Source organism: Erwinia endophytica, assembly GCF_009295515.1.
GTDB lineage: Bacteria > Pseudomonadota > Gammaproteobacteria > Enterobacterales > Enterobacteriaceae > Erwinia > Erwinia endophytica.
Genome location: NZ_RQVV01000013.1, coordinates 40,887 through 53,851, shown reverse-complemented (window position 1 = coordinate 53,851; position 12,965 = coordinate 40,887). Strand labels below are relative to the sequence as shown.

Here is a 12,965-nt window from a genome sequence, read left to right as displayed (position 1 = left end):
TCAAAACTGCCCTGTTTCAGGGTAAGCAAACGCGCTAATTTGGCAATGACTTTATTGCTGAACGGTGATCTGACAGACAGGAATGGCTCATGACAGAGAAAAGAATTTGCCCTGGATGATCCTTTCCTCATGCGCCACAACGCGGCGTGACTAAAGTAAAATCCCCCAACGGGGTGGGTGTTCCGCCAGACGGTCAAACTCAGCGTTCTTCGTTAAAGACAATACCCAGTTGTCTGCGCACCTCATCCATCGTCGATACCGTGATTAACGACGTCGCCAGCGGACGAAGCGGAGAATCAGTACGCCCCTGGCCGATACACCAGGCGACGTGTTCCGCCTCATGATACAACTGCTGATAACGATTTAACGGCTCTTCCCAACGCAGGGTTTTATTGCCCTGACTGGAGGTCAGGACAAAACCGCCCGGTGCGTAAAACTGTCCGTCGAGCACTATGCTGGCGTCACGCCCGGCAATCACCGCTCCACCAGGCGTATTGCTGAACAATGTGGTGTGCAATACTGAATGCATGCCATTGGGGTGTTGCATCAGCATAGATACCTGCCCATTAACGCCCTGCTCTGCTGACTGTCCGCGAGCAATAATTTCTGCGGGTGCGCCGCCGCCCACCATCACGCTCAACGACACCAGGTAGCTGCCCAGATCGAGCATCGGCCCCCCCGCCAGGTCGGCGTTAAAAATGCGGTGATCCGCAGTAAAGAACTCGCCGTGATCGGCAATCAGCGTATGCAATTCGCCCAACGCGCCGTCAGCCAGCAACTGGCGCAATACGTCATATTTCGGCGTAAAATCGCACCACATCGCTTCCATACACAGCACGCCCTGCCGCTGCGCCTTCTGCTGTAATGCCGCCCCCTCGCGCGCATTCAGCGCCAGCGGCTTTTCAATCAATACATGTTTGCCCGCCCCCAGCGCTTTCATACCGTCGGGGAAGTGATGGTTATGCGGCGTGGCAATGTACACCACATCCAGATCTTTCAGCGCCAGCATCTCATCAGCATCGCCAAAGGCCTGCGGTATTGCCCACTGTTCAGCAAAGGCGCGGACTTTATCCAGATGGCGCCCCGCGACGGCAACCAGTCGCTGAGTGGTTTTTTCCTGCAATGCTTTGGCAAAATGCGCGGCAATCCAGCCAGGACCAATAATGCCCCAGCGCAGGACGGGAACCGCCTGCGGCGCCAGGCCCCGAGGTTTAGGTAATGAGGAAGGGAACATCGCAACTCCTTCTTAAATTGCGTATTTAGTGGCTTTTCGCCACGGTCACCCACTGCTGCGAAACCATCGACTGTTCAATAGCCGTGAGAATTTGCTGGTTGTGCAGGCCAAAGGCGAAATTGGGGAAACAATCCTCCTCGCTACAAATCCCCTTCACCAGGTCATGCACCTCAATCACCTTCACATCAAAATAACCCAGTCCCCCTCCGCCAAAATCAAAACCGAAGAAGCCGGAATAAGCAGGGATCTGACTGCCCGCGTACAGTGTCTTGAAACCGCGATCATGCCGGTCATCGTTAAAACGATAAACCTGCAACTCATTAAAACGCTCACCATCCATATACAGCGTACCTTTCGTGCCGGAGACCTCCCAGTAAACGCCAAAAATACGGCCCGCCGCGATGCGTGAGGCCTCAATTACACCGGAAGCGCCGCTGTCGAAATTCACCAGGCACTGGACCTGGTCGTCATTCTCCACCGCGCGCCATTCGGCGTGTTCATCCGTCTGACTGGCATAACCGGCATCCACTGCCGGTACCGGACGCTGGCGTAAGTAGGTTTGTGCGTTAGCGGTGACATTGCGGATCCCGCCCATCAGGAACTGCGCGACGGAAAGCGTATGCGCGCCTAAATCCCCCAGCGCCCCGCTGCCTCCCAAGGCTTTTGAACAGCGCCACGACCAGGGCAGTGTGGGATCGTTATAAAATCCCTGATCGAAAGTGCCGCGAAAACGCACCAGCGTACCGATTTCGCCACGCTCAATAATCTGTTTTGCCAGCAAGGTCGCCGGCGTTTTGATGTTGTTGAAGGCAACCATGGTTTTTACTCCCGCCTGACGGGCCGCCTCAACCATTTCTCTCGCCTGTTCCGCACTCACCGCCAGCGGTTTTTCACAATAGACATGCTTGCCTGCCGCCATGGCCGCCAGCGCCATGTCATAATGCAGATGGTTCGGCGAGGTAATATCGACAACGTCCACGCGAGGATCATTCACCAGGTCACGCCAATTACCATAGGCCTTTTCCGCACCAAAACGATCGGCATTTTGCTGTGCCAGTGGTTGATTCTGATCAGCCAGCGCATACAGACAAGGCCGTTTGGGCAAGTCGGGATACATCATCGCCACGCGGTGATAAGCATCGGCATGCGCCTGTCCCATAAAGCCCGATCCAATCAGGCCAATATTCAGCCTCGCTTTCATTTGGTGGTCTCCTCAGTCATGAAAGTCTGCTGTAGCCAACGGAAGGCGCGGCAAACGGTAGTGAATGGTTCAGCCTGTTGTGGGTCCTGCTCGGCTTCGATAATCAACCATCCCTGGTAACCCGAGTTTTCGACAAATTCAATCAATGGCGCATAGTCGATGGCCCCCTCGCCGGGAATGGTAAACAACCCCGCACGGACCGCCTCGTTAAAGCTCAGATCTTCATCATGAACCCGTTGCAGCACCTCGGGTCGCACATCTTTCAGGTGAATATGCACAATACGACGACCATATTCTTTTAGCAGCGTGGTAATCTCCACGCCACCGGCAAAGGCGTGCCCCGTGTCCAGTACCAGGCCGACGCAGTCATCGGTGTGCGCCAGAAAATCCTGTAATTCGCCGTGGCGCTCCACCAGCATCATCAGGTGGTGGTGATAGGCCAGTTGCAGCCCATACTCACGCTGCAACGCCGCAGAAAATGCATTCATTTTGCTGGCGTAATCACTCAGATCCAGCAAGCTTAATGGCGGAGACAACGACATGGGCTGATCCAGCGGCGCCTCACCAGGCATCCTGCCACACTCGCCGTAGACCATCACCTTCACGCCCAGCGCCTGCAATAAATGGGCATGAGGCGCCACCGCCTCCAGTTCCTCTTCTGTCGTACGTTGCGCCAGAAACCCGCTGTACCAGCCCGAGGCCAGCTGCAATCCCACCGCTTGTAATAACGGCGTCAACGCGGCAACCGTGCGGGGAAATTTACGTCCGAGCTCAATCCCCTGATACCCCGCCTGGGCCGCCTGCCGAAGACAGGTTTCCAGCGCAATATCCGCGCCAAAATCCTCCAGCACATCGTTGGTCCAACTCAGTGGGCTGACCCCTGCCCGCATACGTGAACTCATGAGTAACGCTCCTTTCACAGGACACCATGGCGTCACTATAGGAACAGCCGAATGACAGAAGTAACCGCTTCAATGATGGTAAACCCTCATTTGGCGGCCATGAGGTGAATGAATTGTTAAAATTGTGATCTATATAACATTCGCTGATGTTGTCGCCTGTGTGGCTCTCAATGCGCCGGGCTAACCTCCCCTGCCGAAGATGCCAAACAGAGGCGACAGAAGGTGCTCATTAATGAAAATGCTTCTTGTGCAATCAATGAGCTGGAGTTTGACCCCGCCTCAGCGTTGAGCGCAATCCATCCCCCCATATCTGACTGGCATTGAAAAAGATAAGACACAACAAGGGATCGAGGTCTGTCCGCAAGTATTAGCGCCAGCATAAAAAGAACCATCATTCAGCTATCTCTGCCATACTTCAAACTATCGGGGCACTGGCGATGCCAGCACATCCCAGTTAGCGACTGAGGGAGATAAATTATTTTTATATATATCATTATTAATATTTTTTGAACGACCACCATACCCGACATACAATATTCCTGCACTATTTCATGTGCTATTAACCCAGGCATAACGATGTTAAAAAATGCCAGCTTACTAATATTAACATTGAATAAATGGTCCTAAAAATGAGCGAACCGATGGTAGTAAAAAAAGCCAATATGCCTGATAGCAGCATGATTAATTTTAAAATAATCGTTAATTCCACTTGTCAATTCGTCAGTAACAGTACCTGCTATTCCTGGTAAATCACCCTGTTGACAGATACCCAACGGGAGCGCGCTGTCTCAGGGCTCGACGTGATTCATAAGCAAAAATTTAACACTTCACCTTAAAGGTGAAGCCCTCCTTATCATCGCCAGTAGGGGGAATCTGTAAAATAATTCTACAACGCTAAATCGTTTTATAATTGGTCTCACAACATAAAAATACCAATAAAACATTTTGTTTTAGTTTCTTATAGATGAGCCCTTTAACATGCCAGCAGAATATTATTATGTTACGAAGCAAACTGATCAGACCAACTTTCATTTACTGCACCGCAGGGGATGTATCAAACTACCGCCCCCAAATTCACTGGTCTTTATCGGTAGCCTTTATAACTCATTACAGGCATTGACCGTTGCCAAAGTTCGCTTTGGTGAAAATGTCAAAACCTGTTACTTCTGCTGTCTGTCGCATCCGCAAAAAAAACAGCGCTGACCACGGCAGTTTCGCCCTCAGTCAACCCGTCACCGCAATCCCCTGCCGGATTCGCGCCCGGGGATAAAATAGCGCGAACAGAGAGTCAGACGCATCGCCCAACCCGGTCGCGAAGAGGTCTTCGTTCGCCATATGATTCAGCCTGACAGTCTCATCCCGTCATCGACGCGCTGACACAGTTCAAAAAACACCCGGACGTTTTTTGGAACTGCAACTCGAATGAGCAGGGAAGATACAGCGGAGACTGAGTACATACAAAATCTGAACAATGCCTGGCCTCAGAATGCCAGGAGACAGAGTGACAGAAATTTAAAAATCCCCACCACACTCATTTTCGCGATATACATCACAAAGTTAAAAATAACTTTATTACCCCCTGGTATATCGGGATAATATGAGAGGATTCTTATTAACCACAACTCAAAAACATGATTCCCAGGCCGTTAACTATAAATTATTTTACAATCAAGAATTGTCCTGGTCTTTATTTTACAACCATTAACCTCCCGGATGACCTGAATGACTTAATCCAATAACAACCACTTAAGATAACCAGTTAATATTCAAGTAAAATAGATAATAATGATATCATCATCTCAAAATTAGTTAATGAAATCACCTTGGTGATTTTTAACATTATCAAAACAACACACCTCATTCACCCGATTAAATTCTGCAATCCCCCATAAAAAAAGCATGTCATCCTGATAAATTTATTAACTGTCAATTCAGTGAATAATTATATAAAAACAAGAAAAAAAGAAATATAAAACCATATCTCAATAAAAAACAAACCATAAAAACCAAATTACCCCTGAATTAATCACCATGCTAACTTTTGTCGTATGGTTGAGGTATTTCCATAAGAAAAGGTAATATGAATCGTGTTCATAAAAACGACAGGACAGCAGGACGCATCTGAAACATCGTCATAGATGGATGCACAATAATGGAGGCTGTAACATGGATCATCAACATAGTAGAAGGCTCTTTGGCTATGTGATAGAAAAGGATATTCAGGTCCATATCTTTCAAAATAAAGTAATCAATATCAAGCAGTTAACGAGGAATAACAACCAGTCTGTCGTACTCATGAGGGAAACGATGATGCGGCTTTTTATTTATCTGCTTGAAAATTCTAAAGGTAACATCATCCAGCACGAAGATATTTTATTGAACGTCTGGGACAAATATGGGCTCAGCTCATCATCTCAACGCTTGTGGCAAGTGATGAAAAGTTTGCGGAATAAACTGGCCAGATTAGGACTCTCCGAAGATTTTATTACTCGTGTAGAGAGCGGTCCACTCCGGGGATACCACATTGCCGAAAATAAAGTCAAAGCCATTTATTATTATGAATAATAAGGTGTTGTCGTCTGCCTGACCCCCTCGCATAGTTGGGAGGGAATACGGAGTCTGCTCAACGACTTCAGGGGGATGCGTGTAGTGGCTCCATTCTTCCCCTCTATACAACTGGGAGCCTGCGGTCTTGCTGCCTTCATCCCTCCCGAATTATTTAGGGTAAGGCGAGGACACCGTCATTTTTTTTGTGTTATACCTTAACGCATTCACTTTGCAGGAGAAAAATGCCAGGGTGTTTTTGAACGGCGTGCAAAATCAGTAACTGCATCAACCTGATGCCTGCGCAATACCACATCATCGACAGCACTAAGGGGTATTCTGGCGATGAAGATAGCAGAAGGGCTCCCGGAGTGGATATCCAACAGACCGGAGGGAGTGAAAAGTATCCGTCGCTACGGCAGGCGAAATTTTGGCGAAAGCCCACCATTCCCTTTGCCGGACGTCGGTTCTGCTCAACAGTCGTTAGCGCGACTGGCCCGCTATATCCAGTATCGTCATATCGAAAAAAGCGAGGCTACCCTCACTTTCATGATTACTGAAACAAGACCTGAAGCACGACCGCACTTTTAAGGATAATCAATCGCAGAGGGAATTATGTGCATCTATATTATTTCTGATGATATTTTTTTTGTCAGTGGACTAAAATATGTACTTTCCGCTAACGATGTGGAAATAAAAGAATTTAGTTATGCTGACGGATTAACGTTTCTTTATTGTGGTAAATTCAGACAAGATGATATTGTTGTTATCGATGTCAACTATACCAGCACCACCCCTACCCCCAGGATGACCCAGCCAACCGACTACTTTGGCGTAAACCTGGTTTTTGTTGTTGACTTGCCTTTACTGGGGGAATACAGCGGTTTTCATCCCTACTGGCTGGTATCCAAAAAATGCCCATTTAAGAAAATTATGCCACTGTTGAAACAGCTCACCACCCATGCTCATAAGCAGACGGACCATCTTTCCAAAAAAGAAAATATTGTACTCAGAGAACTGGCGGGAGGACGTTCAACTCATTTTATCTCAAGGAAACTCAACCTGTCGGTCAAGACCATCAGCTCTCATAAACAAAATGCTTTTCGTAAACTGGGCATGGCGAGGATGAACGACATGTCGCTGCTGTGCTACCGCCAAATCATCACGCTGTATGCCGAGTTTAACCGCTCGTCTGTCAGGCAGGCTGGAGGCCCCAGGTAAGCAAAAGTGACTCGCAGAGGTGATACTATGAGCAGGCCAGTTGGAGACCTGCTCTTACTCCACCCGGTATAAGCCGACTCACTCTGTTACATATTCAACAAATGTCACACTTTAACCGGCCAGAATGTATCTTTCGGGTCGTGATTTATTGCGTAATCTTTATCATTAGGCAAGCCAAATGAACACATAACGCGATTGCCTGGTAATGAAGCTTAGAGATTTTGACGAAGAAAAAAAACTGTTTGTTCGCAGGGCAATCATCGCCTTTGGGGTGGTCGCGGCAGGGTTCGTCACGCTGGTGGTGAACCTCTATCATCTGCAGATCGTGCAAAATCAGTATTATCAAACCCGTTCTAACCAGAATGACATCAAGATGATCCCTATCGCACCGACGCGCGGTATTATCTTTGACCGCAATGGCATTCCGCTGGTGAAGAATGTGACCTGGTATGATATCGAAATCCTGCCGTACAAAGTGCAGGACATGAAAACACTGCTGGCACAGTTGACCCCGATTGTTGACCTCACCCCGGATGATATTGATACCTTCACCCGCGCGCTGCACGCTAACAGCCGTTACAAACCTGTCGTGCTAAAAACTGAGCTCACCGATGAAGAAATCGCTCGCTTCTCGGTGAATCAGTACCGCTTCACCGGCGTGGTTATCAACAGCTACGAAGATCGCCAGTACCCTTACGGGCCGGACCTGGCTCATGTGATCGGCTACGTTTCCAAAATTAACGATAACGACTTCAAACGGCTGGATAAAGAAGGCATCAGTGAGAACTATGCCGCCGATCACAACATCGGGAAACAGGGTATTGAGGGCTATTACGAATCAGTACTCCACGGCAAAACAGGCTACCAGGAAGTCGAAGTGGATAACCATGGCCGGGTGATCCGCGTGCTGAAAGAAGTCCAGCCAGTCGCCGGTAAAGATATCTATCTGACCCTGGATCTGCATCTGCAACAATATGTTGAAAGCCAACTGGTCGGGCAACGTGCCGCGGTACTGATCGAAAATCCAAAAGATGGCGAAGTGCTGGCGATGGTGTCCAGCCCCAGTTACGATCCTAACCCGTTTGTGAAAGGTATCAGCTATAAAGCCTACAAAACGCTACTGGATAATAAAGACCTGCCACTGATCAACCGCGTCACCCAGGGTCTTTATCCGCCAGCTTCCACCGTTAAGCCGTATATGGCGATGTCGGCCTTGTTAACCCACGTCATCACTCCATCGACGACCTTCTTCGGCGCCCCCACCTGGACGCTGCCGGGTACCCAGCGTAAATATCGTGACTGGAAAAAAACCGGCCACGGTATACTGGATGTGACCCACGCCATTGAAGAGTCCGCCGATACCTTTTTCTACCAGGTGGCGTTTATGATGGGGATTGACCGGATCCACACCATGCTCAGCCAGTTCGGTTACGGCAAGCCCACCGGTATTGACCTGAATGAAGAATATAGCGGCCTGCTGCCAAGCCGCGAATGGAAACAAAAAGTACATAAAAAGGCCTGGTATCAAGGGGATACCGTCTCAGTCGGCATCGGTCAGGGTTACTGGATAGCCACGCCGATTCAGATGGTAAAAGCGCTTGATACGTTGATCAACAACGGGCGGGTCATCCAGCCCCATCTGATGTACGAAGAGAAACAGGGCAAAGAGGTCGTGCCATGGAAACAGACCCTCCCCAGCCAACAAATTGGCGATCCCAACTCGCCTTACTGGAACCTGGTCCGTCATGCGATGTTCGGCATGGCCAACGCGCCCAACGGCACCGGCTATAAGTATTTCCATACCGCGCCTTACGGCATCGCAGCCAAGAGTGGCACCTCACAGGTATTCGGGCTGAAACAGAATCAGGTCTATAACGCGAAAATGATCCCGCAACGCCTGCGCGATCATATCTTCTACACCGCTTTCGCCCCGTTCAATGATCCTAAAGTGGCGATGGCGTTGATCCTTGAAAACGGCGGGGTTAACGGGGTAACCGCAGCACCATTGGCAAGAAATATTCTCGATCATATCTTCCTTCCGCCGGATGTCGCACCAATGCCGGAGACCGCCGATCCCTCCAGCAATACCACCGCACAGTAGCCAGGGAATGGGGCGAGGTGCACAGCGGAATGAGCTGGCGCCCCCCTTCTCTCTTAACAGAGATGACCTTTTTATCGATCGAGGCCGCCCTCAGGCCTGGCTACTTTATTGCCTGAACCTGCCTCTAACGCCGCAACACAATTTGCGGTACGGCGTCCTGACTATAGTGATGTACTTGCAGATCAGCCTGATACCAACGGGCTAATGTCTCTTCGGTCATCACCTCTGCTGGGGAACCACTGGCAACCAATGCTCCCTGATGTAACAACAGCATTCTGTCCGCCCACAGCGCTGCCAGATTCAGGTCATGCAGCACACAACAGACCGTTAGTCGCCCCTGACGGGTGAGCTGGCGCAACAACCGCAAAACATGTTGCTGATGGTAAAGATCCAGCGCCGACGTCGGTTCATCAAGAAACAGCCAGCCTTGCGGGCCATCATCATGCCAGAGCTGCGCCAGTGCCCTCGCCAGTTGTACCCGCTGCTGTTCCCCACCGGAGAGCAAACGATAGTCGCGCTGCGCCAGATAGTCACATCCCGTCAGTTGTATGACCTGGTCAATCATCTGCTGGTCAAGTCGGCCCGGCCACGGCGATCGCCCCATCGCCACCACCTCTCTTACCGGTACCGCAAACTCAATGTGGCTTTGCTGACGCATCACTGCCCGACAGCGGGCCAACTGGTCGCGCGGACAGCATTCAATCCGTTGACTGTCAATCAGGCAATGACCCTGACTGGCGGACAAATAGCCGGTGAGTATCCGCAGCAGGGTGGATTTCCCGGCGCCGTTAGGGCCAATGAGCGCCACCATTTCCCCCGGTTGCAAGGTAAGTGAAACCCGGTCAAGTAGCAGACGTTTCCCCACCTGATAAGACACCCCAACAGCTTGTAAAACGTTACTCATAGCGACCCACCTGGCGACGCAGGATCAGCCATAAAAACCACGGCGCACCGAGTAAGCTGGTCAGCAATCCCACGGGCATTTCTGCCGGTGCCACCATCGTGCGGGCCAGCGTGTCGGCTATCAGCATTAACATCGCCCCTAACAATGCGGCACCGGGCAGCAACCCGCGATGATCGCCTCCCATCACTAAGCGGATCAAATGCGGCACCACCAGACCCACAAAACCAATCACCCCGCTGACCGCGACCGCCGCAGCGACCAGCAAAGCGCTGAGCGCCAGCAAAATACGTTGGGTACGCCGAACATCCACCCCCAGGTAATGAGCTTCTTCATCTCCCAGTTGCAACAAATTGAGTCGCTGAGCCTGCTTCTGAGTGGCCAGCATCGTCGGCAGGATCAGCACAGCGCAAACCGTGACCGTTGACCACTGTGCCTGGCCTAAAGACCCCATCCCCCATAACGAAAGCTGGCGTAGTTGTTGATCGTTACTGATCCAGGCAAGAACGCCCACCGCCGACGCACAGATAGCATTGATGGCAATGCCAGCCAGTAGTAACCTGGAGAGCGTGGTACTGCGATAACGGCTGAGGATAAAAATAATCACCGCGACCGCAATACTGCCAGCGAAGGCGGCCAGCATCGGCCACCATAAGGCCAGCGCGGCAGGGAGCGCGACAGGAATCACAATGGCAAAAGCCAGCATCAACGCAGCACCGCTGCTAATCCCCAACAAACCAGGATCAGCCAAAGGATTACGAAACAGCCCCTGCATCACCGCACCGGAGAGCGCCAGCGCCGCCCCGACCAACACCGCAAGAAGCACGCGTGGCAGACGGATATTCCACCAGACTTGCCAGATAATGCTGTCAGCTGGCGCATGCCAGAGGATCGGCAACGACAGGCGCATCGCGCCAATGTTAGCCGCCAGCAGCACCATCGCCACCATCAGCAACAACATCAGCAGCAGTCCGCGCCGCACCTTCACTGTTTTCATTGCATTATGGCTTCCGCGGCTTGACGTAATTTAACAATCGCACCCGGCGTCTGCAGGCCAAAACCCAACAACGCCATTTCATCCACCACCAACAGGTTATGATTCTTCCCGGCTGGCGTCAGCGACAGACCGGGCAGCTGCCAGATTTTATCCTCGCCCCCCATCGCTTTCAGGCCATCTTCGCCAATCACCACCAACTGCGGCGCGCTGGCGACAATACCCTCCTGGGTCAGTGCCTGATAATGCGCAATATTACCCATAGCATTCTGTAATCCTGCGCTACGGATAGCGCCATCGGCAGCGGTCCCTGTCCCGGCGGCCAGCGCCTTCATCCCTGAGTGATTCAGGATATAAAGCACTTTAACTGGCAGCGGTTTGTTCGACACACTGGCCAATTGCCTGTCAACCTTCGCTTCCAACATTTTTCCCTGCTCTTCACAATGCAGCACACGGGAAATCGTGGCAATTTTCTGATGGATAGCGCTCAGCGAAGCTTCACCTGTCACCGTCACCACCTTTACGCCCACCTGCCCGACTTGCTGTAAAGCAATCGAGGGCTTCGCCAGCGCACTGGCAATAACCAGCGTGGGCTTCATCGCCAGGATCCCTTCCGCATTCAGTTGGCGCATATAGCCCACATCCGGCAGTTTAGTGACCACCGCAGGCTGCTGACTGGTGGAGTCTCGCGCCACCAGGCTCTGCTGCGCATCCAGCGCGTAGATGATTTCCGTCACATCACCGCCAATCGACACCACCCGCTCTTCCGCCATTAACGAAAAAGGCAGCGCCAGCAACGCTATCAGCCAGGTTTTCATGCGGCGGCCCCAACACCATCAGTCAACAAGGCGATTTGCTCGCGCCAGCGAGTCTGTTCTGGCTCCCCTTCGGTACGCTGACCATACAACTGGGCAATCTGTGTACCGTCTGCAGCGAACAATTCCAGACTGGTCACCATGCCATTAGCCGTGGCTTTATGAGTGACCCAACTCTCAGCGATGGCGTCTTCTATCAAGTGCATAGTGAACGTTGGCGTGAAGATATTCAGCCAATTTTCCATCGGCATCAGCTTCTCCACAACGCCGGTGAAGATCTGCACACATCCCCGATTCCCAATGAAAATCATGATCTCGTTGCCGTCATTTTGCGCCAACTTCAACAACTCACCCAATGTACGGTTATCCACCTTTTTCGCCAAATCATGACTCACCGCGCGAAAAGCCTGCTGACGGGAGATATTATGCCGCTTTAACAGGCCAAAGAACTGGTGCACGTCAGTCATTGCCCGCCATTCCTGTTCGATCAACGCAGAGTCTGGATACGGGTTAAACGCCGCCGGTAGCACAGGGCTAATGACCAGTTTAGGGGCATTTTTAGCGGTGAAGTCAGTCACCAGCGCCTGCCAGGCCGTCATATTGGTTTCCGGCGTGGTGTAAATTTTCAAGATTGCGTCACCATACGCATCAAAAATCTGGATGCTGTGACGCTCGCCACGCGCGGTTTTCTCATGCAGCGCAAAGGCGCTTTTCCACTGCAAAGGGAATAAGCGTTGGTCAAGGGCGCGCGGGTTAAGGATCAGTCCAGCGTGTGCCCCCGCCTTCAGATGCAAGTTTTCGTAACGTCCCACCTGTTCATGCACAGCATATTCATTACGGGTAATGGACTTGGTTTCTCCTACGGCTTCCAGTGAGGACAACAATGCATGGAAATCAGGCTTCAGGACCACTGCGTCATCCTGAGTGCGGGCCTGGGTTAGCTCGGCTTCACTGACACCCAGCAACCCCGCCAGTTCACGGGCATATTTCTTCGGCTGCTCTGCTTTCAGCACCTGATAACGTTGATAAAGAGTACTCATTTCCATTTTGTT

The 12,965-nt window shown here is 51.2% G+C and carries 11 protein-coding genes; 4 read left to right on the top strand and 7 right to left on the bottom strand.

What is annotated here, in order from left to right:
• Positions 1–199: 199 nt before the first annotated feature.
• From EH228_RS05095 to iolE, 3 genes are read right to left on the bottom strand one after another with little or no spacing between them, the layout of a single operon-like run.
• Positions 200–1,234, bottom strand: coding sequence for a Gfo/Idh/MocA family protein (locus tag EH228_RS05095; protein ID WP_152320592.1), 1,035 nt, complete (start codon positions 1,232–1,234; stop codon positions 200–202).
• A 25-nt stretch (positions 1,235–1,259) separates the two neighbouring features.
• Positions 1,260–2,435, bottom strand: a complete 1,176-nt coding sequence (locus EH228_RS05090) for a Gfo/Idh/MocA family protein (protein WP_152320591.1) — start codon at positions 2,433–2,435, stop codon at positions 1,260–1,262.
• Positions 2,432–3,337: a myo-inosose-2 dehydratase gene (gene iolE, locus EH228_RS05085; protein ID WP_152320590.1), complete on the bottom strand. Its 906-nt coding sequence runs from the start codon at positions 3,335–3,337 to the stop codon at positions 2,432–2,434. Before iolE ends, EH228_RS05090 begins: the two co-directional genes overlap by 4 nt.
• A 2,166-nt stretch (positions 3,338–5,503) precedes the next feature.
• Between iolE and EH228_RS05080 the strand changes: the two genes are divergently transcribed.
• The 4 genes from EH228_RS05080 (at position 5,504) to mrdA (ending at position 9,203) form a co-directional block, all read left to right on the top strand.
• Complete coding sequence (locus tag EH228_RS05080) at positions 5,504–5,902, top strand: winged helix-turn-helix domain-containing protein (RefSeq protein ID WP_152320589.1); 399 nt, start codon at positions 5,504–5,506, stop codon at positions 5,900–5,902.
• Positions 5,903–6,226: 324 nt separating this feature from the next.
• On the top strand, positions 6,227–6,472 hold the full coding sequence (locus EH228_RS05075; RefSeq protein ID WP_152320588.1) for a hypothetical protein: 246 nt from the start codon (positions 6,227–6,229) through the stop codon (positions 6,470–6,472).
• A gap of 24 nt (positions 6,473–6,496) precedes the next feature.
• Positions 6,497–7,102, top strand: coding sequence for a helix-turn-helix transcriptional regulator (locus tag EH228_RS05070; RefSeq protein ID WP_152320587.1), 606 nt, complete (start codon positions 6,497–6,499; stop codon positions 7,100–7,102).
• A gap of 205 nt (positions 7,103–7,307) precedes the next feature.
• Positions 7,308–9,203: a penicillin-binding protein 2 gene (gene mrdA, locus EH228_RS05065; RefSeq protein ID WP_152320586.1), complete on the top strand. Its 1,896-nt coding sequence runs from the start codon at positions 7,308–7,310 to the stop codon at positions 9,201–9,203.
• A 124-nt stretch (positions 9,204–9,327) separates the two neighbouring features.
• Here the strand turns inward: mrdA and EH228_RS05060 are convergent, their stop codons facing one another.
• The 4 genes from EH228_RS05060 to EH228_RS05045 are packed head-to-tail and all read right to left on the bottom strand — an operon-like array spanning position 9,328 to position 12,953.
• A complete protein-coding gene (locus EH228_RS05060) occupies positions 9,328–10,107 on the bottom strand; it encodes a heme ABC transporter ATP-binding protein (protein ID WP_152320585.1) in 780 nt (259 codons plus the stop codon).
• Complete coding sequence (locus tag EH228_RS05055; RefSeq protein WP_152320584.1) at positions 10,100–11,101, bottom strand: FecCD family ABC transporter permease; 1,002 nt, start codon at positions 11,099–11,101, stop codon at positions 10,100–10,102. Before EH228_RS05055 ends, EH228_RS05060 begins: the two co-directional genes overlap by 8 nt.
• Positions 11,098–11,916, bottom strand: a complete 819-nt coding sequence (locus EH228_RS05050; protein ID WP_152320583.1) for a heme/hemin ABC transporter substrate-binding protein — start codon at positions 11,914–11,916, stop codon at positions 11,098–11,100. Before EH228_RS05050 ends, EH228_RS05055 begins: the two co-directional genes overlap by 4 nt.
• Positions 11,913–12,953 carry a hemin-degrading factor gene (locus EH228_RS05045; RefSeq protein ID WP_152320638.1) on the bottom strand — a complete coding sequence of 347 codons (1,041 nt, stop codon included), beginning with the start codon at positions 12,951–12,953 and terminating at the stop codon, positions 11,913–11,915. Before EH228_RS05045 ends, EH228_RS05050 begins: the two co-directional genes overlap by 4 nt.
• Positions 12,954–12,965: the final 12 nt, after the last annotated feature.

Excerpts from the sequence above, each read along its gene's own strand:
- EH228_RS05095 (WP_152320592.1), bottom strand. The coding sequence starts at position 1,234 with ATGTTCCCTTCCTCATTACCTAAACCTCGGGGCCTGGCGCCGCAGGCG.
- EH228_RS05090 (WP_152320591.1), bottom strand. The coding sequence starts at position 2,435 with ATGAAAGCGAGGCTGAATATTGGCCTGATTGGATCGGGCTTTATGGGA.
- iolE (WP_152320590.1), bottom strand. The coding sequence starts at position 3,337 with ATGAGTTCACGTATGCGGGCAGGGGTCAGCCCACTGAGTTGGACCAAC.
- EH228_RS05080 (WP_152320589.1), top strand. The coding sequence starts at position 5,504 with ATGGATCATCAACATAGTAGAAGGCTCTTTGGCTATGTGATAGAAAAG.
- EH228_RS05075 (WP_152320588.1), top strand. The coding sequence starts at position 6,227 with ATGAAGATAGCAGAAGGGCTCCCGGAGTGGATATCCAACAGACCGGAG.
- EH228_RS05070 (WP_152320587.1), top strand. The coding sequence starts at position 6,497 with ATGTGCATCTATATTATTTCTGATGATATTTTTTTTGTCAGTGGACTA.
- mrdA (WP_152320586.1), top strand. The coding sequence starts at position 7,308 with ATGAAGCTTAGAGATTTTGACGAAGAAAAAAAACTGTTTGTTCGCAGG.
- EH228_RS05060 (WP_152320585.1), bottom strand. The coding sequence starts at position 10,107 with ATGAGTAACGTTTTACAAGCTGTTGGGGTGTCTTATCAGGTGGGGAAA.
- EH228_RS05055 (WP_152320584.1), bottom strand. The coding sequence starts at position 11,101 with ATGAAAACAGTGAAGGTGCGGCGCGGACTGCTGCTGATGTTGTTGCTG.
- EH228_RS05050 (WP_152320583.1), bottom strand. The coding sequence starts at position 11,916 with ATGAAAACCTGGCTGATAGCGTTGCTGGCGCTGCCTTTTTCGTTAATG.
- EH228_RS05045 (WP_152320638.1), bottom strand. The coding sequence starts at position 12,953 with ATGAGTACTCTTTATCAACGTTATCAGGTGCTGAAAGCAGAGCAGCCG.